A 23,908-nucleotide genomic window follows, 5' to 3' on the forward strand; every position below is an offset into this window, starting at 1 on the left:
GTTTGCTCGGTAATTGGGGATATCAGAAATTAGGAGGTGGAAACAGTATGGCAATCACACAAGAACGTAAAAATGAATTGATCAATGAATACAAAGTGCATGACACTGATACTGGGTCTGCAGAAATTCAAATCGCCATTCTTACAGAAGACATCAACAACTTGAATGAGCACTTACGTACTCACAAAAAAGATCATCACTCACGTCGTGGTCTATTCAAAATGGTTGGACGCCGTCGTAACTTGCTAAAATACTTACGTGAAAACGAAGTTGCTCGCTACCGCGAGTTAATCGCAAGACTTGGCCTACGCCGTTAATAGCAAAAAGTAAAAGCGGGATTCGTCCCGCTTTTTCTTTATGGATAAAACTTTAAATTATCGCATCGCATACCGGATGCTTTTTTGATACACTACTATTGGATACATATAGTATAGAGAAACAAGGTAAGAGAGAGGAGCTCGATATTATGGGGCAAACAAAAAAAGTCTACACACTTGATTGGGCTGGCCGCGAATTACAGGTTGAGGTCGGCCAATTGGCAAAACAAGCAAACGGAGCAGCATTGATCCGTTATGGTGATACAGCAGTTCTTTCAACTGCAACCGCTTCAAAAACTCCGAAACCTTTGGATTTCTTCCCATTGACGGTCAACTACGAAGAGCGTCTATACGCTGTCGGTAAAATCCCAGGCGGATTCATCAAACGTGAAGGACGCCCTTCTGAAAAAGCGACTTTGACAAGCCGTTTGATCGATCGCCCAATCCGCCCGTTATTCCCGGATGGTTTCCGCAACGAAGTTCAAGTCATCTCCATGGTTATGTCTGTAGATCAGGATTGTCCATCAGAAATGGCTGCAATGTTCGGTTCTTCTCTAGCCTTGATGATATCGGATATTCCTTTCGGCGGTCCGATCGCTGGAGTAATCGTCGGTTTGATCGACGGACAATTTATCATCAATCCGACAAACGATCAGCTTGAGCAAAGCTCGATCAACTTGACGGTTTCCGGTACTAAAGAAGCCATCAACATGGTGGAAGCCGGAGCGAAAGAAGTTTCTGAAGAAGTGATTTTGGAAGCTATCATGTTCGGGCACGAAGAAATCAAGAAATTGATTGCCTTCCAAGAACAGATTGCTGCAGAAGTCGGCAAAGAAAAAACGGCAATCCAGCTTTACGAATTGGATGCAGAATTGACGGCGACGCTTAAAGAAGCAGTAGAAGCTGAATTGAATGCAGCTGTCCAAATCAATGAAAAACAAGCACGCAATGAAGCGATTGACGAAGTCAAAGCCCGTGCAATGGCGGCATACGAAGAATCGGATGATACTGTGAAAAAACAGGCTGGCCAGATCCTTGATAAAATGGTCAAAGACGAAGTACGCCGTTTGATCACAGATGAAAAAATCCGTCCGGACGGCCGTGGACCTTCTGAAATCCGTCCATTGTCATCAGAAGTCGGCATTCTTAACCGCACACACGGTTCAGGCTTGTTCACTCGCGGTCAAACGCAGGCGATGAGCATCTGTACGCTAGGCGCTTTAGGTGATGTTCAAATCATCGACGGCCTTGGCATCGAAGACACAAAACGTTTTATGCACCATTACAACTTCCCGTTGTTCTCGGTAGGTGAAACCGGATTCCTTCGTGGGCCTGGACGCCGCGAAATCGGACACGGAGCACTTGGTGAGCGCGCTCTTGAAGCAGTCATTCCAAATGAGAAAGATTTCCCTTATACGATCCGCCTTGTTGCAGAAGTATTGGAATCTAACGGTTCGACTTCACAGGCGAGTATCTGTGCTTCCACACTGGCGATGATGGATGCCGGTGTTCCGTTGACAGCTCCAGTTGCAGGTATTGCGATGGGCCTTGTCAAAAAAGGTGAAAACTACACAGTACTTTCTGATATCCAAGGCATGGAAGATCACCTTGGCGATATGGACTTTAAAGTAGCCGGTACTGCAAAAGGCATTACCGCTCTTCAAATGGACATCAAGATTGATGGCCTGTCACGTGAAATCTTGGAAGAAGCGTTGACGCAAGCTCAAATCGGACGTATCCACATCCTTGAATCGATGCTGGCGACGATTGCTGAACCAAGAACGACACTTTCCAAGTATGCACCGAAAATCATCATGGTGAAGATCAATCCTGACAAGATCCGTGATGTTATCGGACCTGGCGGAAAAGTGATCAACAAAATCATCGATGAAACAGGCGTTAAGATCGATACGGAGCAAGACGGTACGATCTTCATTTCTTCAGTAGACGAAGAAATGAATGCGAAAGCGAAAGCGATGATCGAAAATATCGTGCGTGAAGCGAAAGTCGGCGAATATTACGAAGGCAAAGTCAAACGCATTGAAAAGTTCGGCGCATTCGTTGAATTGTTCCCGGGCAAAGACGGACTCCTTCACATTTCGGAAATCCAGGAAGAACGGACGAAAGAAGTGGAAGATGTTCTGAAGATGGACCAGATCGTCCAAGTCAAAGTAATTGAAATTGACCGCCAAGGACGTGTAAACTTATCACGTAAGGTTGTTTTGAAAGAACAAAAAGAAGCAGCTGAAAAACAAAACCAAGAATAATCATCTATTCAAATTGCCGACTTTGTCGGCAATTTTTTACTATGAGGAGGAACATGCACATGGTGACTACACAGACTTGCAAAAATGGATTGCGCATTGTTTCCGAACACATTCCCCATTTTCATTCCGTAGCAGTTGGGGTTTTTGTCAATAACGGTTCACGGGATGAATTGCCGGAAGAAAACGGCATTACGCATTTTATTGAACACATGCTGTTCAAAGGAACGGATTCGCGCACTGCGAAAGAAATCGCCCGGGAATTCGACCGCATCGGCGGCGATATCAATGCCTATACATCAAAAGAATATACCTGTTACTACGCAAAGGTTTTGGACCATCATGCGGAACATGCTGTAACGGTACTCGCGGATATGCTGTTCAATTCGCAGATGGATCCGGTGGAATTCGACAAGGAACGCCAAGTCATCCTTGAAGAAATCAGCATGACTGAAGACATGCCGGACGACGATGTGCATGAGCAATTATGGCGTGTCATGTATCCGCAGAACTCGATCGGTGCACCGATTCTTGGGACCGCTGAAACCTTGGCAAGCTTTACGCCTGAGAAGATCCGCGACTATATGGATCGCCATTATACACCTGCAAATACGGTCGTTTCGGTGGCAGGCAACATCACTCCAGCTTTACTGGAAAAGATTGAAGCGTTATTCGGCTCATTCGAGAAAAAAGAAAGTCCGAAAAAGTACGAGCTTCCTGTTTTCACATCCGGCTATTCACTGAAAAATAAAGAAACAGAACAAGGGCATCTATGCCTTGGCTTTCCCGGCCTGTCTTTAAATGATCCGGATATCTACAGCTTCACGGTTCTGAACAACATCATCGGCGGCTCCATGTCTTCAAGGCTGTTCCAGGAAATTCGTGAACAACGTGGATTGGCCTACTCGATTTTCTCCTATCATTCTGCTTATTCCGATCATGGAACATTGGCGATCTACGGAGGAACATCAGATGAACAAATGGCTGAAATGCAGCAAGTCATTATGACCTTGTTAAAGGAATTGAAAAATGGCGGTATTACGGAAGAGGAAGTGACCGACTCCAAAGAACAGCTGAAAGGCAGTTTGATGCTGGGTCTTGAAAGCACAAGTGCGCGTATGAGCCGCAACGGCCGTCACGAACTATTGCTGGGCAAACATCAGACTTACGATGAAGTGCTTTCTCAAATCGACCAGGTAACATTAGAAAAAGTTTATTCCTTATTGGAGATCCTGGTGGAATCGCCAGCGGTTTCCATTATACGTCCGAAAGAAGCTTCCTTAGTATAAAGGGAGCTTTTTTGCTGTTTTGCTCCTTTAGCAGAGTAAATTATGTTACAATAATTCAAATCAACATTGAAGGAGCGAATATTGTGAAAACATTCAACGTAGCGATAATGGGAGCAACAGGTGCAGTCGGCCAGCAAATGACAGAGCAATTGGAGAAACGGAATTTTCCTATAAAAGACATTGTCTTTTTGTCTTCAAGCCGATCTGCCGGAAAAGAGATTACATTCAATGGCCAGACTTTCACCGTTCAGGAAGCCAAACCTGAATCATTTGAAGGCATTGATATTGCCTTATTCAGCGCAGGAGGAAGTGTTTCAGAAAAATTCGCCCCTGAAGCGGTTAAGCGTGGTGCCGTTGTTATAGACAATACCAGCGCGTTCCGTATGGACAAGGAAGTGCCTTTAGTTGTTCCTGAAGTGAATAAAAGCGATCTTTCTCTCCATAAAGGAATAATTGCCAATCCAAACTGTTCTACAATCCAGATGGTCTGTGCATTGCAGCCATTAAAAGAACTGTTTGGCATGACGAAAGTGGTGGTTTCCACTTATCAGGCAGTATCGGGAGCGGGAATTGATGCCATCAATGAATTGAAAGAACAAGCTGGCGACTTTGACAACGCAAAAACAGCTGATGCAAAAATGCTGCCGGTTAAATCGGCTGAACGCCATTACCCGATCGCTTACAATGTAATTCCGCAAATTGATCAATTCACCGACAACGGTTATACATTCGAAGAAATGAAAATGATCAACGAAACGAAAAAAATCATGCACGATGATTCCCTGGCAGTCGCAGCGACATGCGTACGCTTGCCGGTGGTCACAGGGCATTCTGAATCGGTTTATGTGGAACTCAAAGAAGCGGCAACTATTGAGCAGGTCAAGCAGGCAATTTCGCAAGCACCAGGCGTGGAACTGATGGACGATCCATCAAACCAGCTGTACCCGATGCCTTTGATGACTGCAGGGCTTGATGAAGTATTTGTCGGCCGTATCCGCCAGGACCTGGACAATCCAAATGGTTTCCACTTATGGGTCGTTTCAGATAACCTGGTCAAAGGCGCAGCACTGAACTCGGTTCAGATTGCAGAAGCCCTGATTGAAGAAAATATCATTTAATCCCGAACGGCAATCGAAAAAAAGAACCGGCCATTGCGCCGGTTTATTTTTTTCTTTGGACTGTTTCCGGTGATTCCCGTATAATGAATTCTATGGATGTGTACGGGTGAATTTTAGGAGGAAATAAATTGAGTAAAATTAAAAATGAAGTAATAAGAGTTATCCCTTTAGGCGGAGTCGGCGAAATCGGCAAAGCAATGTACGTAATAGAAATTGATGAAGATCTTTTCGTTGTGGACAGCGGTTTGATGTTCCCGGAAGATGAAATGCTGGGTGTCGACATCGTCATTCCGGATATGACTTTCCTGGAAGAAAACAAAGACCGTGTCAAAGGAATCTTTTTGACTCACGGCCACGAAGATGCGATTGGTTCAATCGCTTATTTACTGAAGAAGATCCAAGCGCCGGTCTACGGATCGAAATTGACAATTGCGTTAGCCAAAGAACATATTAAAGAACAAGGTTCTTTAAAACATGTCAAGTTCTTTGAAGTAACCAATAAGAGCCGCATGAACTTCGACAAAACACATGTGACGTTCTTCCATACGACACATAGTATTCCTGACGCATTTGGGATCGTCTTCCACACATCTGAAGGCGCAATCGTGCATACAGGCGAATTTAAATTTGATCAGTCAGCTAAAGGCAGTTACAAGCCCGATATCGCAAAAATGGCGAAATTAGGGGAAGACGGCGTATTGATGCTGCTGTCCGACTCTACTGAAGCTGAACGCCCAGGATATACAACTTCGGAAATTGTGGTTGCAGACCATATCCTGTCGGCATTCCTTGCTGCTGAAGGCCGTGTACTGGTATCCCTTTATTCATCAAACTTTATTCGTATCCAACAGGTATTCGATATCGCGGCAGCGACAGGCAAAAAAGTCGCTGTAGCCGGAAGAAGTCTGGAGAGCAGCTATGAAGTTGGCCTGCGCCTAGGCTACTTGACAGTCGACGAAGATACAGTCATTTCCCTGAAAGACCTGGAGAACTACCGTGATGACGAAGTGGTCATCATTGTTACCGGTAACCAAGGGGAGCCGCTTGAAGCTTTGGACAAAATGGTCCGCAAGCAGCACAAAGACGTAAAAATCAAAGAAACAGATACAGTATTAATTACATTCACACCATCACCCGGTATGGAAGTTCCAATGTTCCAAACAATGAATAAGTTGGCGAAAGCCGGCGCAAATGTTTTGACCGCCAGCAAAAAAGTCCACGTATCAGGACACGGCAGCCAAGAAGATCTTAAAATGATGCTGAACATGATGAAGCCGAAATATTTCATTCCGATCCAGGGTGAATACAAAATGCTGATTGCGCATTCTAAATTGGCGCAGCAGGTCGGCTTGCATAAGTCTGAAATCTTTATCGCCGATAAAGGCGATATCGTGGAATACAAAGAAGGCAAAGTCCGGATGAGCGGGCGCGTTACTGCCGGCAATGTACTTATTGATGGAATCGGCATCGGCGACGTAGGCAATATCGTTCTGCGTGACCGTAAACTATTGTCCCAGGATGGGATTTTCATCGTTGTGGTTACGCTGAACCGCAAAGAGAAGAAAATCGCTTCCGGTCCTGAAATGATTTCACGCGGTTTTGTCTATGTCCGTGAATCAGAAGAGCTGATGGATGAATCTACAAGACTTGTACGCAAGGTCGTTGAAAAATATGTCACCAGAGACGCATTCGAATGGAATAACATCAAGCAGGAAATTCGCGATACATTGAATTCCTACCTATTCCAGCAAACGAAGCGCCGTCCGATGATCATCCCGATAATTATGGAATACTAAGAAAAAAGCAAAAGGATTTCCATACCGATCTAATCGGAGGGAATCCTTTTTCGATTATGGAAGAAAAGAGGGATCGCTATGACCAGGGCTCGTACAACTACGAAAGCAAAACCAAAAGCGAGAGCAAAAGCAAAACCACGGCAAAAGCCGAAAAATAAAAAAAAGCAGCCGATGCCGATGATCGCTTATGAAGTGATCGGTTTGGTACTGCTTGGAATCGCCGTGTTGATGGTGTTCCAGTTGGGCGTCATCGGCAAGATGTTCTACAATTTAGCCGAGTTTATCGGTGGCTATATGGCCTTCCTGATTCCACTGGCACTTGTCTATGTCGCTATCTATGTAATGGTTAAGCGGAAATGGCCAAAGCCAAGACTGAAAGTGGCAACAGGAGCCGGCTTTATCCTGATCGGCATTTTGTTGATTTGCCATTTAATCTGGGCGGCCGGATCCATCCTGCCGATTACATCAGCCAATGTCATTTCTGAAACCATTCGCCATACGCAAATGACCGGCACAATCTGGACTACGTATTTGGCGACAGGCGGCGGAATCGTCGGTGCCTTTTTATATGCGCTATTGCATGTATTGTTTGATACAGCGGGAACTTGGATCGTCGCGATTATCCTGATGTCGATTGGTGCCATCATCTTGACAGGAAAAGCGGCCGCACCGTTTATTGCCGAAAAAATTCCAAGTGCACGTCCGGCAATCGATTCGCTGATGAATCGTTTCCAGCGGAATGAGCCGAAAAAACTGCGCGCTCCGCGCAAGAAATCAGCACCTGAACAAGTGCTGGAAATCAATGAATCCCTGGCTTATGAAGAAGAGGAAGAAGAAGACCTTCTGTACCGCCCACAGCCTGAAGAACCGATCATATCGGCATTTACTGAAAACGTGAAACCCAAACAGCCGGAAGTGCAGAACGTGCCTGCTGCGGAAACTGCTGCAGAACCGGACGCCGGTGATATCCAGTTGATGTCGACTGCAGAAGAACTGGAAAACGAAGAATACCAGCTGCCGCCTCTCAGCTTGTTGACACTGCCGCCGCACCACGACCAAAGCGGCGAGTATTCGGGCATCCAGAAAAACGCCAAGAAACTTGAGAAAACGTTCCAGAGCTTCGGCGTCCGTGCGAAAGTGACGCAGGTCCATTTAGGGCCAGCTGTGACTAAGTACGAAGTGCTGCCCGATACCGGCGTCAAAGTCAGCAAAATCGTCAGCCTGCACGACGATTTGGCATTGGCCTTGGCTGCGCGCGATATCCGGATTGAAGCGCCGATTCCCGGAAAATCCGCAATCGGCATTGAAGTGCCAAACACGGAAGTCTCGATTGTCAGTCTTCGTGAAGTGCTGGAATCGGAAGAAAACAACCGGCCTGATGCCAAATTGCTGTTTGCCTTAGGCAGAGATGTTACAGGCCAAGCAGTGATGACAGAATTGAATAAAATGCCGCATCTGCTCGTTGCAGGATCAACAGGAAGCGGGAAGTCGGTGTGCATCAACGGCATCATCACCAGCATCATCATGCGGGCAAAGCCGCATGAAGTGAAAATGATGATGATCGATCCGAAAATGGTGGAGCTGAACGTCTATAATGGCATTCCACATTTGTTGGCACCGGTTGTCACAGATCCGCGGAAAGCGGCACAAGCGTTGAAGAAAATCGTTTCGGAAATGGAAAGAAGATACGAACTGTTTTCTCACACCGGAACTCGCAATATCGAAGGATACAATGAATACGTACGGGTCTTCAATGAGGAAAATGAAGACAAGCATCCAAAGCTGCCGTTTATCGTTGTCATTGTCGATGAGTTGGCTGATTTGATGATGGTTGCTTCAAACGAAGTGGAAGACGCCATTACTCGCCTGGCACAGATGGCGCGTGCAGCAGGGATCCATTTGATCATTGCGACACAGCGCCCGAGCGTCAACGTCATCACTGGCGTCATCAAGGCGAATATTCCATCACGCATCGCTTTTGCGGTGTCATCTTCCATCGATTCACGGACAATCCTGGATATGGGTGGAGCTGAAAAATTACTAGGACGCGGGGATATGTTATTCCTTGGAGCAGGCCAATCAAAACCGGTCCGTGTGCAAGGGGCATTCCTGTCGGATTCAGAAGTTGAAAAAATTGTTGACTTTGCAATTGAGCAACAAAAAGCTCAGTACCAGGAAGACATGATTCCAAGTGAAATCGACGAGACCAAAATCGATGAAGAAACAGATGAAATCTATGATGATGCGGTCCAGTTGGTGACAGAAATGCAGACAGCTTCGGTTTCCATGCTGCAACGACGCTTCCGTGTGGGCTACTCGCGTGCTGCCCGCATCATAGACCAAATGGAGCAGCGGGGAGTCGTCGGACCTTATGAAGGCAGCAAACCGCGGACAGTGTTAGTTCCAAAGCAGGAAGAATATTGAGTAATTTGGGTTTTTTTGTGACAAAATGATTAGTATTTTTGAATATAGGGAAATGAAAATTCGCTAAATTCGACAAATTGCTATTTATTTCATTTCTAATAAGTGGTATAGTAATTTTGATTAGTAGGAATGTTTTACATCAGATGTCTGATCTCTGTCATGGGTGGTGAATCATATGACAATTAAATCGGATCATCGTGCTTTGTACCTTCAGGTTATTGACCGAATGAAGCAGGATATTGCTGCGGGCGTCTACAAAGAAAAAGAGAAGTTGCCGTCCGAGTTCGAATTGTCAAAAACCCTGGGAGTCAGCCGGGCGACTTTGCGAGAAGCGCTCCGGCTGTTGGAAGAAGATAATATCATCGTCAGACGCCACGGAGTCGGCACATTCGTCAATTCAAAGCCTGTTTTCACATCTGGGATTGAACAATTGACGAGTGTGTCCGATATGATCCGTCAGGCAGGAATGGAACCCGGCGCTATCTACTTGAGCACGTCGGAGACCCTTTCTTCTGAGGAAGATATAAAACGCTTTCATTGCACCGCCGATGATACTGTCATTACAATTGAACGCGTTCGCACGGCAAACGGAGAGCCTGTCGTTTACTGCATCGACAAGGTGCCTTCGGACTATTTGCCTGCAAATTTTTTAGGGCGCAAGGAAAGTTCCATTTTTACAGCGATTGAAGAATCCGGCGATATTCATATATCCTACGCGGTGACGTTCATTGATCCGACTGGGTATCATGAAGATGCTTCTCCAATCCTGGAATGTGAACCGGAAACGGCTTTACTGGTATTAAAACAGCTCCATTACGATGAAGACGATCGATTGGTGCTTTATTCAAAGAATTACTTCAGAGCTGATAAATTTAGCTTTCATGTGGTTCGCAAACGCGTGTAAAACATCAAATTCCTGCTAATATCAAAAAAACCTTGGGGGTTATTACATTGACAAAACGTAAATTTGGTCTAGGTTTATCATTAATGCTTGCTGCTGGTACGATGCTTGCTGCCTGCGGAAGCGAAGAAGATACTTCAACAGGTGAAACTGGCGGAGGAGAAGGCACGGAAGAAGCTGCTGATTTCTCGGTTGCCATGGTTACAGATGTTGGCGGTGTGGATGATAAATCCTTCAACCAATCTGCTTGGGAAGGGGTCCAGCAATTTGGTGAAGAAAATGGCCTTGAAAAGGGCGATGGCGGCTTTGACTACCTTCAATCTGCATCAGATGCGGATTACAACACCAACTTGAACAACTTGATCCGCCGTGATTTTGATGTCGTATTCGGTATCGGCTACCTTATGGAAGGTGCTGTAGCAGAAATTGCTGAGCAGCAGCCGGAAGCTCAAATCGCCATCATTGATGCGGTAGTAGAAGCTCCAAACGTTGCAAGTGTCCTGTTCAAAGAGCAGGAAGGCGCATTCCTTGCGGGTGTAGCAGCAGCTCTAATGACAGAAACGAAAAAAATCGGATTTGTCGGTGGGATGGAAATTCCAGTAATCGAACGTTTTGAAGCAGGATTCCTTGAAGGGGTTGCAGCTGTAGACGAAACAGTTGAAGTCGATGTTCAATATACAGGGGCTTTTGATAAAGCGGAATTAGGTAAAACAACTGCAAACCGTATGTACTCAGCTGGAGCTGATATCATTTTCCACGCAGCTGGCGGTACTGGAAACGGTGTATTCACTGAAGCAAAAGAACGCAAAGAAGCAGATCCGGATGCAAACATCTGGGTTATCGGCGTAGATGCTGACCAATACGATGAAGGCCAAACTGGCGATGCCAACGTAACTTTGACATCTGTATTGAAAGGTGTAGACAAAGCAGTAATCAACATTTCTGAACAGGCAATGGCTGGAGATTTCCCAGGTGGCGAAACAATCACTTACGGCCTTGCTGATGATGGTGTAGGCCTTGCGGATTCTCGTGGAGCAATTCCAGAAGATGTGATGACTAAAATCGAAGACTTTAAAAAACAAGTTATCGATGGCGAAATCACAGTACCAGAAAAAGTAGAGTAACAGTCACTCAGAAACACGGTCATCATAAAGACCGGGTCAACCGGTCTTTATGATTTTTTTTGTCTAAAGAAGGAAGTTAATAGATGAAAGGCTTTTGGCAACGGAAGCCTTTCCTGTATTAATTAAATAAAAGAAGTCAGCAGTTTCGAGGGAGTGACAACAGTGGAATATGTAATTGAAATGCTGAATATCCGTAAAGAGTTCGGTACGTTTGTCGCAAATGACAATATTACGCTGCAACTGCAAAAGGGAGAAATTCACGCATTATTAGGGGAGAACGGCGCAGGGAAATCGACGTTGATGAACGTCTTGTTCGGTTTGTACCAGCCGGAAGGCGGAGAAATCCGGGTTCGGGGCAAGAAAGTGGATATTGCCAATCCGAATGTCGCAAACGATCTGGGAATCGGAATGGTCCATCAGCATTTCATGCTGGTCGAAAACTTTTCGGTCACCGAGAACATCATCTTGGGCAGTGAGCCAACCAAATACGGCATCACCAATAAAAAAGACGCGGCCAAGAAAGTTCAAGCGTTATCTGAACAATATGGGTTGAACGTAGATCCGTATGCGATTATTGAAGACATTTCTGTAGGCATGCAACAACGGGTCGAAATATTGAAGACTTTGTACCGCGGAGCCGAAATTTTGATTTTTGATGAACCGACTGCTTCCCTGACACCTCAGGAAATCACGGAATTGATTCAAATCATGAAAAGATTGATTGCTGAAGGAAAATCAATTATTTTGATTACCCATAAACTAAAAGAAATCATGGATGTGTCGGACCGGGTTACGGTTATTCGCAAAGGCCAGGGAATTGGCACAGTCATCACTTCAGAAACAAATCCAAATGACCTTGCGTCGTTGATGGTTGGTCGGCAAGTGGAATTCACCACCGTTAAAGGGCAAGCTTTCCCCGGCGAAGAAGTCTTGGATATTAAAGATTTGGTCGTCCAGGATTATCGCGGGATCGATAAAGTGAAAAGCTTGAATCTGAACGTTCGCAAAGGTGAAATTGTCGGAATTGCGGGAATTGATGGGAATGGCCAATCCGAATTGATCGAAGCCATAACTGGCCTTCGAAAAGTGAAAAGCGGTACTATTTTTGTCAATGGCAAAGACGTCACGAATATGAAACCACGCAAAGTGACAGAATCGGGAGTCGGCCATATCCCCCAGGATCGCCATAAGCATGGCCTTGTATTGGATTTCCCGGTAGGCCATAACATTTCACTTCAAACGTACTATACAAAACCCATCTCTAAATCAGGAATTATTGATTACAATAAAATCAATGAGAAGGCGCTTCAAATTATCAAGGATTTTGATGTCCGGACGCAAGGACCGTCAGAATTAGCCCGTTCACTATCGGGAGGAAATCAGCAAAAAGCCATTATCGGACGCGAAGTAGACCGCAATCCGGATCTATTGATTGCAGCGCTGCCGACACGGGGGTTGGATGTCGGTGCAATCGAGTTTATCCATAGCCGCTTGATTGAACAGCGTGACAACGGCAAAGCCGTTCTATTGATTTCGTTTGAACTCGACGAAGTCATGAACGTTTCAGACCGTATTGCTGTTATCCACGACGGAGAAATTGTGGATATTGTCACGCCTGAAACCACCACTGAGCAGGAATTGGGCTTGTTGATGGCAGGACACACCGGTCACAAAGATACACAGGATTTGACGAAGAAAGGTGAGGATCAGCATGTCGAATAGAGCGACCAATCTCCTGGTCCCCATCGTTTCCGTTATTTTAGGATTGCTAGTCGGTGCAGTGATCATGCTGGCCAGCGGCTATAATCCATTGGAGGGCTATGCCGCCCTTTGGAACGGAATTTTTGGAGACATGTATACGATCGGAGAAACGATTCGCCAAATCACTCCTTATTTACTGGCTGGTCTGGCAGTTGCTTTTGCGTTCCGCTCAGGACTTTTTAACATTGGTGTGGAAGGGCAACTGATCGTTGGCTGGTTTGCTGCGGCGTATGTCGGAGTAGCCGTCGAATTGCCGAAGATCATCCACTTGCCATTAGCCATTATCGCAGCAGCAGTAGCTGGAGCTTTATGGGGCTTTGTGCCAGGTCTTTTGAAAGCGAAATTCCATGTCCATGAAGTAATTGTCACAATCATGATGAACTACATCGCTTTGCATGTTACAAATGCATTGATTCGGACCGTTTCTGATGGCGGTGACCGCACAGAAAGCATTTTTGCAAGTGCTTCCCTGCGCTCAGAGTTTTTAGAGAATCTGACGGAATTTTCGCGTCTGCATCTGGGAATTGTCATTGCTTTGCTTATGGTCGGTGTCATGTGGTTCATTTTGGAGAAAACAACGCTCGGCTTTGAGCTGAAAGCTGTTGGATTTAACCAGAATGCTTCTCAATATGCCGGCATGAATGTCAACAAAAACATCATTCTCGCCATGGTCATTTCAGGGGCGTTTGCTGGATTGGGTGGAGCGATGGAAGCACTTGGAACATTCGAGTACGTTTCTTCCAAGGGTGGATTTACCGGAATCGGTTTTGATGGAATCGCCGTTGCCTTGCTCGGCATGAATACGCCACTGGGTGTCATCTTCGGTGCAACCTTGTTCGGTTCCTTGAAATATGGAGCTTTGAATATGCCGAACGCTGCCGGTATTCCAATTGAGATTGTAGAGATTGTAATTGCGGTTATCATCTTCTTTGTAGCTTCAGGCTACATCATTCGCTTGCTGCTGCTCCGCGCATCAGCTAAGAAGAAGGAGGCGAAGTAATATGAGTTTCCTTGACGTTCTATACTTCATCATTCCTTCAGCGATCTTCTATGCAGCGCCACTGATCTTGGTGGCGATCGGCGGCGTCTTCTCGGAAAGATCGGGTGTTGTCAACATCGGCCTTGAAGGGCTGATGGTCATTGGTGCGTTTGTCGGGATTTTGTTCAACTTATTGTTTGCCGATACGTTCGGCGCAGCCACACCTTGGATTTCATTGATCGCCGCCATGGTTGCCGCATTGCTGTTATCTCTATTGCATGCAGTTGCATCCATATCATTCCGCGCAGATCAGGTAGTATCAGGTGTTGCCATCAACTTATTGGCAGTTGCGTTGTCTTTGTATCTGGTGAAAAGAATTTTCGATAAAGGGCAGACAGACTTTATCACTGAGCGCTTTTCGCGCTACAATGTTCCGTTCCTTTCGGACATACCGGTTATCGGTCCATTATTCTTTACTTCTGTTTACAATACATCGTTCTTCGCGATTGGGGTTGCCTTTGTAGCCTGGTTCATCATCTATAAAACGCCGTTCGGCTTGCGCTTGCGTGCTGTAGGTGAGCACCCAATGGCAGCGGATACGATGGGAATCAATGTAGCGAAAATGCGTTATGTCGCGGTTATGATTTCCGGTGCGTTAGCGGGAATCGGTGGTGCAATCTATGCGCAGACCATCACCAATGATTTTGGCCATGCCACAATCAATGGCCAGGGCTTCATGGCGCTGGCAGCGATGATTTTCGGTAAATGGCATCCGCTTGGTGCAATGGGAGCTGCTTTGTTCTTCGGATTCGCGCAATCCTTGAGTATCGTCGGATCATCTATACCGATAATCCAGGAAATTCCGAATGTGTTCCTATTGATTTTGCCGTACGTCTTGACGATCTTTGCACTAGCCGGATTTATCGGACGCGCCAATGCACCACTGGCGAACGGAAAACCATATATCAAAGGACAACGATAAAGTATTTTGAAAGGGGCTGTCCCAAAAGGTCATGAAAGATGACTTTTGGTGACAGCCCTTTTGTCGTTCCCGAAAGACCTGGCTGATGTCCAATGCGGCGGATGCGTTCCGCGGGCACGTCTTCTGCCGCTTTCCTTTCCATCAGCCGGCTGCTCTCAGAAAACGTATTCCTACATCCAAAAATAACCGGAGAGAAAGGCTTTTTATCTCTCCGGCCATGTTATTTTAGAGACTTACGAAAAAGCCACTTTTTATTGTATGCCGATCCAGCCGCTTTCGCTTTTCTTATGATCCAGCTCCGACGCCCGGTCCCTCGAGGTCGCTTCAGACTTGCTGATGATGGCAAAAAGCGCCATTAACAGCAAATCCTTCAGCGCTTGTCAGGGCGAATACGGGCATCTTCGCTTTTCTTTATTTGCAATTAACGGAAAAGGTTCGGTATAGTTAGAACATGAACGACGAGAGGGGATTCAACATGTTTGAAACGATTAACATTGCTAAAGGCGTTAATGTGCACGTCAATGAAACTACACAGTTTAAAACGATAAATTTCTCGATTAAATTCAAAGATAAACTTACCAAGGAAAAAGCATCTGCCCGTTCGATTTTGGCAAATGTATTGCAGCACAGCAATGAGGTCTATCCCTCACACACGGCGCTGCGTATGGTTCTTGACGACCTGTACGGTACATCTCTTTACATAGATTCTTCAAAGCGGGGCAATGAGCATATTGTGACGCTGAACGTTGAAACGGTGAATGATCAATACCTGTCTGAAAAAGGGGTTTTGGAAAAAGTCCTGAATTTGATGTACATCGTTTTGTTCAAGCCGAATTTTGAGCATGGCTTATTTAAGGAAGCTATTTTTAAACGTGAGAAAAATGCCATTATCCAACGCATTGAATCCGTTTTTGATGAAAAGACGCGTTATGCGCAGCAGCGTATGATGGAATTGGCATTGCCCAATCATCCGGCTTCAATCACATCGAATGGTACTATTGAGGATGTAGAAAATGTCACCAACGAACAATTGGTTGCCGAATACAAAGAAATGTTGACTGAAAATGAAATTGAAATATATGCAGTGGGTGACGTTAAACCGGAAATGATTGCGTCTCATATCCGTGAATTTTTTCACTTCAAGGATCGGGAAAAAGCGATAGCTGCACCGCCTTTGGAATTGGTTAAACCGGAACAGTCACGCGTGCTTGAATATGAAGACATGAAACAAGGGAAATTGCATATGGCATTCTTTACACCAATTACGTTCCGCGACGAAAAATTCCCCGTCATGCAATTGATGAACGGCGTCTTTGGCGGTTATGCACATTCGAAGCTGTTTGTTAATATTCGCGAAAAAGAAAGCATGGCTTACTACGTATCAAGTTCTTTCGCTTCGCAATTTGGCTTGATGTTTGTGCTGGCAGGGATTGATTCAAAACTGGAAGAAAAAGCAGTGGCATTGATTCTGGAACAATTGGAAGAAGTCAAAAAAGGCAATATTTCTGATATTGAGCTTGAACAGACAAAGGCCTTGCTGACCAACCAATTGAAAGAGGCATTGGATTCAGCGCGTGGACAAATCGATATTTATGATCAATACATGGAATTGACGGATTCATTTGAACCGGAATTTATGATCAACAGATGGAAACACGTTACCAAAGACGACATTGCCGCTGTTGCTCAGGAACTGTCTTTGGAAATGACTTATTTCTTATCAGGCAAGGAGGATGAAAAAGATGCATAAAGTCGAATTTGAACAATTGGAAGAAACGCTTTTCCACGAGAAGTTGGATAATGGGCTGGACGTTTATATTCTGCCAAAAAAAGGATTTTCGAAGACTTTTGCGACTTTTACTACTAAATACGGTTCGATCGACAACCATTTTGTCCCTCAAGGTGGAATGGAACCGATTAAAGTGCCGGACGGCATCGCTCATTTCCTTGAGCATAAAATGTTCGAAAAAGAAGAAGGGGACGTTTTCCAGGAGTTCAGCAAACAGGGTGCTTCAGCAAACGCCTTTACTTCATTTACCCGGACCGCTTATCTGTTTTCGGCTACGGGCGAAATCGATAAAAACGTCAAAACACTTTTGGATTTTGTCCAAAGCCCTTATTTTACGGAAAAGACCGTAGAAAAGGAAAAAGGCATCATTGCGCAAGAAATTACGATGTACGATGACCAGCCTGATTGGCGCCTGTATTTTGGCATCATCGAAAACCTTTATAAAAACCATCCGGTGAAAATTGATATTGCGGGCACTGTAGAATCCATCCAGGACATCACGGCTGAACATTTATACACGTGCTACAACACGTTCTATCATCCGTCCAATATGTTGTTGTTCGTCGTCGGAAATGTCGATCCGGATCAGGTGATGAAATTGGTGAAAGAAGATCAAGCGCAGAAAACATTTGAAGCGCCAACAGAAATCAAACGCATTTATCCGGAAGAGCCGAAAGAAGTGGCAATCAAGGAACGCGTACTGGAAATGAGCGTTCAGAAGCCGAAAGTCTTTTACGGCATCAAACCGGAAAAGTTGGATTTGATTGGGCCTGATATGCTCAAGCATGAATTGGCAGCTCAATTGGCCTATGAATTGCTGTTCGGTCGGACATCGGATTTTTATCATCATGCTTACGAAAACGATTGGATCGATGAATCTTATTCTTTTGATTATTCATTAGAGCATGGTTTCGGATATGCTTTGATCGGTTCTGATACCCACAAACCCGAAGTGCTGATAAAGGAAATCAAACATACGCTTCAAAATGCAATTGAAAAATGGCCTTTTGGACAGGAAGACCTTGACCGTGTTCGCCGCAAGAAAATCGGTTTTTTCCTGAGAGCGTTGAATTCGCCTGAATATATCGCGAACCAGTTTACCCATTACGCGTTCAATGAAATGAACTTATTCGATGTTGTCCCCGTTCTGGAGAGCCTGGAAGTGGTTGACCTTCAAAATGCTTTTGCTTTAGTCAGCCATGAATCCCAGCAATCGATCTTCACTATTATGCCGACTGCGAAAGAAGCAGAGTGAAACGGTTTGCCGTCTTATTAGGAGCTTCTGGAGAAATCGGTGAAAGCATCGCTCATCAATTGGCAAAGAGCGGATGGTCGCTGTACCTGCATTGGAATTCGAATCCAGCAAGTAGGCTTGCGGCCCGGTTAACGGAACAGTATCCTGCACAGGAGTTTGTTCCGATACAGGCTGACTTTGCTGATGAAGCAGGAGCCGGGCAGTTGGCTGAAAATGTTTATGATGCAAGCTGCGTTATTGTGGCGAGCGGGCACTCCTTACAGAAAATGCTCATTGATACAACAGAACAGGACATGGAGTCACTTTGGCGTGTGCATGTGAAAAATCCGATTTCGGCGATCCGTTCGATTTCACCTTTTTTTCATCGTTACAATAAATCTTATGTTGTCTTTATCTCTTCAATCTGGGGTGAGACCGGTGCCTCTATGGAAACGGTGTATTCAGCTGTGAAAGGTGCCCAACTGGCATTTGTTAAAGCCTATGCCAAAGAAATGGCGCCGTCTGGAACACGTGTCAATGCAGTGGCACCAGGGTTCATCATGACGAAAATGAATGATTCCTTTTCTGCAGAAGAATTGCAGGAAATCGAGGACGATATCCCATTGGGGTTGGGGTCCCCTCAGGATATAGCGGATGCCGTCGAATTTCTGGTCGGCGGAACAGCGGATTATATGACTGGGCAAACCCTCCGAATTAATGGCGGATGGCTGATATAATCGCATTTCCTGTAACTATATGCCCCTTTCCCCATAGCAGTAAATCCGCTATCATATTAACTAGAGATTCCTGTAGAGAAAGGTCTGGTATTGCATGAAAGAATGGTATTTTGAATACGAAATTCAAGTGAACCGTCCTGGTCTGCTTGGCGATATCGCTTCTCTTCTGGGAATGCTGCGCGTCAATATCGTAACCATCAATGGTGTCGACCAAGGCCGGCGTGGAATGCTGCTGCGTGCTGAGCATGACGTTCAGCTGGAGCGCTTTGAACAGATACTGTCGACCATCGAAACTATCAAAGTGACGAAATTCCGCGAACCGAAGCTGCGTGACATCCTGGCAGTGCGCCATGGGCGTTATATCCAGCGTGACGCGGATGATCGGAAAACCTTCCGCTTTGTGCGTGATGAATTGGGTCTGCTGGTTGATTTTATGGCTGAAATCTTCAAGCAGGAAGGCCATAAGTTGGTGGGGTTAAGAGGGATGCCACGAGTCGGAAAAACCGAGTCGATTGTCGCAGCCAGTGTCAGCGCCAATAAAAAATGGATATTTTTATCTTCCACAATGATCAAGCAAACCGTCCGCAATCAATTGATGGGCGACGAACACAACGCCAATAATATATTTATCTTGGATGGCATTGTCACTCGCCGTTCATCCGATGAACGGCATATGCAATTGGTGCGTGAAATGATGCGTATGCCCACCATTAAAGTAGTGGAGCATCCGGATAAGTTTGTTGAGCAATCAGATTACAGCATTGAAGATTTTGATTATATTATCGAATTGCGCCATCATCCAGAAGAAAAAATCACCTATGAAGTGTTGGAAAAAAACACTTTTATGAACGAAAAATCACAAGGCGATATGTTTGGTGACGGATTCAACTTCTAAGTAGGCAGGTGATTGTATTGAGTGAATTGGGTACGCGGCTCAAAGAGGCCAGAATCGCCAAAGGGTATAGTTTGGAAGACCTGCAGGATTTGACCAAAATACAAAAACGGTATTTGGCTGGTATAGAAGACGGCAACCATAGTATGATGCCTGGCGCTTTCTATATACGTGCGTTTATCAGGCAATATGCTGCAGCTGTTGGGCTGAACGGGGAAGAATTGCTCGAGCAGCATAAATTGGAAATGCCGGCCGATCAACCTGCTGCTCAACCACAAATGCCAAATACCTTTTCTTCCAGAAGCCGCTCAGTCACAAGGACAGCGCCCAATGAAGCATATGCCGAATTTATCCCTAAAGTCTTGGTGGCGCTGTTTATAGTCCTGATCCTTGCGGTTGCCTGGTATTTTTACAGCGCATCAACAAACAGGGATTCTACGGGTACGCCTGTGGAGGAGGGCAACGGTGTTCCTTATGAGACACCGGCTCCTGCTGTGCCGGAGGAGACGGAAGAACCTATTGAGGAAGAGCCTGCCGATGAGCCTGCTGCAGAACCTGAAGAGCCGGAAGCAGTATTGACTGTTGAAGGAACGCAAGGGGAAACAACGACTTACTCGTGGCAGGGGCCCGCTGAACGTGAGTTGGAAATAACGGCAAGCGGCCCGTCGTGGATTGCAGCTACTGATGAAAATCAGCAGGAATTGACTTCTGAAGCCCGTGTCATGCAAGCTGAGGAAACAGAAAAAATCGATCTATCGGAAGTGGAAAGCGTTCGTTTGCGTATTGGCGATTATTCAAATATTACCTTGACGCTCAATGGTGAACCGATTGAGTATTCCCAAAACATTCAACCCCAAAATATCGTTATTCAATTTAGGAACGCCGAATAGCCATCTTGGATGGCTATTTTTCTTGACAGTTTGAAAGGAGAAACAATATGAACATACCAAATCAGATCACCATTTCGAGGATTTTATTGATTCCAGTATTTATGGTGGTCATGCTAGCAGGTTTCGACTGGGGAAACATAACGCTTTTCGGAGCTGAAATGCCCGTCACTCATTTTGTAGGAGGACTTATTTTTATCTTTGCTTCATTGACGGATTGGGTGGACGGCTATTATGCCCGTAAATATAACCTCGTCACGACTTTCGGGAAGTTTTTGGATCCGTTGGCCGACAAACTATTGGTTTCAGCTGCATTGATCATTCTTGTAGAACTGGGCTTTGCCGCATCATGGATTGTCATCATCATCATCAGCCGTGAATTTGCAGTGACGGGCCTCCGATTGGTGCTTGCTGGAGAAGGCGAAGTGGTCGCTGCTGGCAGCCTGGGGAAAATCAAGACAACCGCGCAAATCTTGGCGATTGCAGCCTTGTTGCTGCATAATACTATTTTCACATTGGTTGGCTTGCCGTTCGGTGAAATTATGCTCTATATTGCTTTGATCTTCACGGTGTGGTCGGGCTGGGATTATTTCTATGCCAACCGCCGCGCATTGATGGCTTCAAAATAACTCAAAAAAATTGTAGGCAGTGGAGGTGTTTTTCTTCACTGGCTTTAACTGCAGGATAAACGCATGCAAAGGGGATTGAACAGATGAACGCTGAAATTATTGCGGTAGGTTCAGAATTATTATTAGGCCAGATCACCAATACAAATGCCCGTTTCCTGTCTAATCATTTAGCGGAACTGGGCATCAATGTTTATTATCATACCGTGGTGGGAGACAACTCAGACCGTTTGGAAGATGCAATTAAAATTGCAGAAAGCCGCGCTGATTTGATCTTGTTCACTGGAGGGCTGGGACCGACTAAAGATGATTTGACGAAAGAGTCGATCGCCCGACACTTGGACACGACGCTCGAAATGAACCAGGAAGCATTGGACTCCATCGTTGCTTTTTTTCAGCGAGCAGGCAGACCCATGACCGAGAACAATAAAAAGCAGGCGCTGGTATTGAAAGATAGCAATGTGCTCGTCAACCATAACGGAATGGCGCCGGGCATGATGTACGAAAAAGACGGACGCGTCTATATTCTGCTACCCGGACCACCAAAAGAAATGGAGCCCATGTTCCAGTTCGAAGCAAAACCGAAGCTGGCTCGACTGCTGAATAAGGCTGATGTCATTTTGTCGCATGTTCTGCGTTTTTATGGCATTGGCGAAGCTGAACTTGAAGACCGGCTGCAGCACATTTTAGATAAACAGTCGAATCCGACCATTGCGCCTTTGGCTGCAGATGGGGAAGTGACTCTTCGCATTACGGCCAAAACCAATACCGTGGAAGAGGCATGGCAATTGATCAACAGCACCAAGGACGAAATATTGGATTTGGTTGGTGACTATCTCTACGGCTATGACGACGATTCATTGGCTTCAAAAACGGTTGAACTTTTGAAGGGGCAGAAGAAAACGATTTCCGCCGCTGAAAGTTTAACCGCGGGTCTTTTTCAGTCTGAATTAGCATCGGTCGCAGGAGCAAGCGCTGTGCTTGCAGGCGGTGTCATCACTTATAATGAGGCAATGAAAATACAACAGCTTGGCCTGTCTTCTGAGCTTCTTGCTGAACACGGTGTGGTCAGTGAACAGACAGCGCTAGCGATGGCTGAAGCTGTGCGCAGCAAATTTAAGACTGATATCAGCGTTTCACTGACAGGCGCAGCAGGTCCCGATGCCCATGGCGATCAGCCGGCAGGTACGGTTTGGATCGGCATCGCTACAGAAAACGGTTCGCAGTCTTTTCGGCTCCAGTTATCTGGCATGCGGAATACAAATCGCTTACGGGCTGTTAAACTGGCGTTGCATTATGTGATTCGAACGTTAACCAATGAAGATGCACGCAAAATTTAATTTTGCGTGTTTTTTTCTGCCCATAAATGGGAATTGCACTTTATAAGGCGTTTAAATTTCGCTTTTAAATAAATAAAGCGAATAAACGTTCGCTTTTTTCTTGTGTATTTCTCAATAAGCTAGTATACTAGAAACAGGTAGAAAATTAGGTTTTCATTTAGAGGAGGATTTCTTTTGAGCGATCGTAAAGCAGCGTTAGACATGGCGTTAAAACAAATAGAAAAGCAATTCGGTAAAGGTTCTGTCATGAAATTGGGGGAAAAAACCGACCGTAATATCTCATCAGTTTCCAGTGGATCTTTGGCATTGGATACAGCGTTGGGAATAGGCGGATATCCGCGCGGACGTGTGATTGAGATATATGGTCCTGAAAGTTCAGGTAAAACGACTGTCTCGCTTCATGCGATTGCAGAAGTGCAGGCAACCGGCGGAACAGCAGCATTTATCGATGCGGAACACGCATTGGATCCGGTTTACGCAAAAAACCTTGGCGTTAATATCGATGAATTGCTATTGTCTCAGCCGGATACTGGCGAGCAGGCATTGGAAATCGCAGAAGCGCTTGTCCGTAGTGGAGCAGTTGATATCGTAGTTGTCGACTCGGTAGCAGCATTGGTGCCAAAAGCGGAAATCGAAGGCGAGATGGGCGATTCTCATATGGGATTGCAAGCGCGTTTAATGTCTCAAGCTCTACGCAAACTTTCTGGCGTCATCAACAAATCGAACACGATTGTGATTTTCATCAACCAAATCCGTGAAAAAATCGGCGTTATGTTCGGTAACCCGGAAACGACTCCTGGTGGCCGTGCGTTGAAATTCTATTCTTCCGTACGCTTGGAAGTGCGCCGTGCAGAAGCCTTGAAATCAGGTACTGAAATCATCGGTAACAGAACGAAGATCAAGATTGTGAAAAACAAGGTTGCACCACCATTCCGTACAGCTGAAGTTGATATCATGTACGGAAAAGGGATTTCTCGTGAAGGTGAAATCGTTGATATCGGTTCAGAATTGGAGATTATCCAGAAGAGCGGTTCATGGTATTCATACAACGACGAACGCATTGGCCAAGGCCGTGAAAATGTTAAACAGTTCTTGTTGAATAACCCTGAAGTCCGCAATGAAATTTCTGGGAAAATCCGTGAGTCTTACGGTATGGCGGCAGCATCCTACACAATTGCCGGCAACAAAGAAGACCCAGAAGACTTCAACCTGTTACTGGATGAAGACGACGAATAAAATCACTTGAATAAGCAGGGAAAAGCCGCCAAGCACATGCTTAGCGGCTTTTCTGCGATTTCAGGAATGAATTATTAGGTTCGATTTGTATAAGAACCAGGAAAGCGTATGTCTGATGGCTATCAGAATTCCACAGACTCTGAATCAGGTAACTGTTGATACAGGAAGTCTCATACTTAGGCTACTTCCCTTATATGATCGCTTGCGCTTTT

At 45.5% G+C, this 23,908-nt stretch carries 20 protein-coding genes; 19 read left to right on the plus strand and 1 reads right to left on the minus strand.

Annotated elements, in window-relative coordinates; translation table 11 throughout:
- Positions 1 to 47: 47 nt before the first annotated feature.
- The 11 genes from rpsO to QMA01_RS02660 all read left to right on the plus strand — a co-directional run bounded on the left by rpsO (position 48) and on the right by QMA01_RS02660 (position 14,955).
- Positions 48 to 317 carry a 30S ribosomal protein S15 gene (gene rpsO, locus QMA01_RS02610; RefSeq protein WP_142826542.1) on the plus strand — a complete coding sequence of 90 codons (270 nt, stop codon included), beginning with the start codon at positions 48 to 50 and terminating at the stop codon, positions 315 to 317.
- Between the two features lie 149 nt (positions 318 to 466).
- The gene (gene pnp / locus QMA01_RS02615) at positions 467 to 2,584 is read left to right on the plus strand and encodes a polyribonucleotide nucleotidyltransferase (RefSeq protein ID WP_290214228.1); all 2,118 of its coding nucleotides are present in this window, start codon (positions 467 to 469) and stop codon (positions 2,582 to 2,584) included.
- A 59-nt stretch (positions 2,585 to 2,643) separates the two neighbouring features.
- Entirely contained in the window at positions 2,644 to 3,870 is a 1,227-nt protein-coding gene (locus tag QMA01_RS02620) for a M16 family metallopeptidase (RefSeq protein WP_191714140.1), read from the plus strand.
- Between the two features lie 80 nt (positions 3,871 to 3,950).
- Positions 3,951 to 4,988, plus strand: coding sequence for an aspartate-semialdehyde dehydrogenase (locus tag QMA01_RS02625; protein WP_290184706.1), 1,038 nt, complete (start codon positions 3,951 to 3,953; stop codon positions 4,986 to 4,988).
- A gap of 128 nt (positions 4,989 to 5,116) precedes the next feature.
- Positions 5,117 to 6,784, plus strand: coding sequence for a ribonuclease J (locus QMA01_RS02630; RefSeq protein ID WP_191714141.1), 1,668 nt, complete (start codon positions 5,117 to 5,119; stop codon positions 6,782 to 6,784).
- A 78-nt stretch (positions 6,785 to 6,862) separates the two neighbouring features.
- Entirely contained in the window at positions 6,863 to 9,208 is a 2,346-nt protein-coding gene (locus QMA01_RS02635) for an FtsK/SpoIIIE family DNA translocase (RefSeq protein ID WP_290214229.1), read from the plus strand.
- A gap of 175 nt (positions 9,209 to 9,383) precedes the next feature.
- Positions 9,384 to 10,112 carry a GntR family transcriptional regulator gene (locus QMA01_RS02640; RefSeq protein WP_290214230.1) on the plus strand — a complete coding sequence of 243 codons (729 nt, stop codon included), beginning with the start codon at positions 9,384 to 9,386 and terminating at the stop codon, positions 10,110 to 10,112.
- 47 nt (positions 10,113 to 10,159) lie between these two features.
- Positions 10,160 to 11,233, plus strand: coding sequence for a BMP family lipoprotein (locus QMA01_RS02645; protein ID WP_191714144.1), 1,074 nt, complete (start codon positions 10,160 to 10,162; stop codon positions 11,231 to 11,233).
- Between the two features lie 162 nt (positions 11,234 to 11,395).
- Positions 11,396 to 12,955, plus strand: coding sequence for an ABC transporter ATP-binding protein (locus QMA01_RS02650; RefSeq protein WP_290214231.1), 1,560 nt, complete (start codon positions 11,396 to 11,398; stop codon positions 12,953 to 12,955).
- Positions 12,945 to 13,994 (plus strand): ABC transporter permease, encoded by a 1,050-nt coding sequence (locus QMA01_RS02655; RefSeq protein WP_191714146.1) that lies wholly within the window; start codon positions 12,945 to 12,947, stop codon positions 13,992 to 13,994. The genes QMA01_RS02650 and QMA01_RS02655 overlap by 11 nt, the downstream gene beginning before the upstream one ends.
- 1 nt (position 13,995) lies before the next feature.
- A complete protein-coding gene (locus QMA01_RS02660) occupies positions 13,996 to 14,955 on the plus strand; it encodes an ABC transporter permease (RefSeq protein WP_191714147.1) in 960 nt (319 codons plus the stop codon).
- Here the strand turns inward: QMA01_RS02660 and QMA01_RS02665 are convergent.
- The gene (locus tag QMA01_RS02665) at positions 14,939 to 15,097 is read right to left on the minus strand and encodes a hypothetical protein (RefSeq protein WP_290214232.1); all 159 of its coding nucleotides are present in this window, start codon (positions 15,095 to 15,097) and stop codon (positions 14,939 to 14,941) included. The two genes, QMA01_RS02660 and QMA01_RS02665, sit on opposite strands and share 17 nt — an antisense overlap.
- A 333-nt stretch (positions 15,098 to 15,430) precedes the next feature.
- Here QMA01_RS02665 and yfmF point away from each other — a divergent pair, with 333 nt between their 5' ends.
- From yfmF to recA, 8 genes are all read left to right on the plus strand, one after another.
- Positions 15,431 to 16,705 (plus strand): EF-P 5-aminopentanol modification-associated protein YfmF, encoded by a 1,275-nt coding sequence (gene yfmF, locus QMA01_RS02670; RefSeq protein WP_191714148.1) that lies wholly within the window; start codon positions 15,431 to 15,433, stop codon positions 16,703 to 16,705.
- The gene (gene yfmH, locus QMA01_RS02675; protein WP_290214233.1) at positions 16,698 to 17,999 is read left to right on the plus strand and encodes an EF-P 5-aminopentanol modification-associated protein YfmH; all 1,302 of its coding nucleotides are present in this window, start codon (positions 16,698 to 16,700) and stop codon (positions 17,997 to 17,999) included. The genes yfmF and yfmH overlap by 8 nt, the downstream gene beginning before the upstream one ends.
- On the plus strand, positions 17,996 to 18,715 hold the full coding sequence (gene ymfI, locus QMA01_RS02680) for an elongation factor P 5-aminopentanone reductase (protein WP_290214234.1): 720 nt from the start codon (positions 17,996 to 17,998) through the stop codon (positions 18,713 to 18,715). Before yfmH ends, ymfI begins: the two co-directional genes overlap by 4 nt.
- A gap of 94 nt (positions 18,716 to 18,809) precedes the next feature.
- Complete coding sequence (locus QMA01_RS02685) at positions 18,810 to 19,610, plus strand: DUF3388 domain-containing protein (protein ID WP_191714151.1); 801 nt, start codon at positions 18,810 to 18,812, stop codon at positions 19,608 to 19,610.
- An 8-nt stretch (positions 19,611 to 19,618) separates the two neighbouring features.
- Positions 19,619 to 20,497 (plus strand): helix-turn-helix domain-containing protein, encoded by an 879-nt coding sequence (locus QMA01_RS02690; RefSeq protein WP_290214235.1) that lies wholly within the window; start codon positions 19,619 to 19,621, stop codon positions 20,495 to 20,497.
- Positions 20,498 to 20,544: 47 nt separating this feature from the next.
- The gene (gene pgsA, locus QMA01_RS02695; RefSeq protein WP_191714153.1) at positions 20,545 to 21,123 is read left to right on the plus strand and encodes a CDP-diacylglycerol--glycerol-3-phosphate 3-phosphatidyltransferase; all 579 of its coding nucleotides are present in this window, start codon (positions 20,545 to 20,547) and stop codon (positions 21,121 to 21,123) included.
- Positions 21,124 to 21,206: 83 nt separating this feature from the next.
- Positions 21,207 to 22,460 (plus strand): competence/damage-inducible protein A, encoded by a 1,254-nt coding sequence (locus QMA01_RS02700; RefSeq protein WP_290214236.1) that lies wholly within the window; start codon positions 21,207 to 21,209, stop codon positions 22,458 to 22,460.
- Between the two features lie 174 nt (positions 22,461 to 22,634).
- Positions 22,635 to 23,696, plus strand: coding sequence for a recombinase RecA (recA, locus tag QMA01_RS02705; protein ID WP_191714155.1), 1,062 nt, complete (start codon positions 22,635 to 22,637; stop codon positions 23,694 to 23,696).
- The last annotated feature ends 212 nt before the right edge of the window (positions 23,697 to 23,908 follow it).

Origin of the sequence: Planococcus notacanthi (genome assembly GCF_030407825.1) — a bacterium.
GTDB classification, from domain to species: Bacteria; Bacillota; Bacilli; order Bacillales_A; family Planococcaceae; genus Planococcus; species Planococcus notacanthi.

Excerpts from the sequence above, each read along its gene's own strand:
- rpsO (WP_142826542.1), top strand. The coding sequence starts at position 48 with ATGGCAATCACACAAGAACGTAAAAATGAATTGATCAATGAATACAAA.
- pnp (WP_290214228.1), top strand. The coding sequence starts at position 467 with ATGGGGCAAACAAAAAAAGTCTACACACTTGATTGGGCTGGCCGCGAA.
- QMA01_RS02620 (WP_191714140.1), top strand. The coding sequence starts at position 2,644 with ATGGTGACTACACAGACTTGCAAAAATGGATTGCGCATTGTTTCCGAA.
- QMA01_RS02635 (WP_290214229.1), top strand. The coding sequence starts at position 6,863 with ATGACCAGGGCTCGTACAACTACGAAAGCAAAACCAAAAGCGAGAGCA.
- QMA01_RS02640 (WP_290214230.1), top strand. The coding sequence starts at position 9,384 with ATGACAATTAAATCGGATCATCGTGCTTTGTACCTTCAGGTTATTGAC.
- QMA01_RS02655 (WP_191714146.1), top strand. The coding sequence starts at position 12,945 with ATGTCGAATAGAGCGACCAATCTCCTGGTCCCCATCGTTTCCGTTATT.
- QMA01_RS02660 (WP_191714147.1), top strand. The coding sequence starts at position 13,996 with ATGAGTTTCCTTGACGTTCTATACTTCATCATTCCTTCAGCGATCTTC.
- QMA01_RS02665 (WP_290214232.1), bottom strand. The coding sequence starts at position 15,097 with ATGGAAAGGAAAGCGGCAGAAGACGTGCCCGCGGAACGCATCCGCCGC.
- yfmF (WP_191714148.1), top strand. The coding sequence starts at position 15,431 with ATGTTTGAAACGATTAACATTGCTAAAGGCGTTAATGTGCACGTCAAT.
- yfmH (WP_290214233.1), top strand. The coding sequence starts at position 16,698 with ATGCATAAAGTCGAATTTGAACAATTGGAAGAAACGCTTTTCCACGAG.
- QMA01_RS02685 (WP_191714151.1), top strand. The coding sequence starts at position 18,810 with ATGAAAGAATGGTATTTTGAATACGAAATTCAAGTGAACCGTCCTGGT.
- pgsA (WP_191714153.1), top strand. The coding sequence starts at position 20,545 with ATGAACATACCAAATCAGATCACCATTTCGAGGATTTTATTGATTCCA.
- QMA01_RS02700 (WP_290214236.1), top strand. The coding sequence starts at position 21,207 with ATGAACGCTGAAATTATTGCGGTAGGTTCAGAATTATTATTAGGCCAG.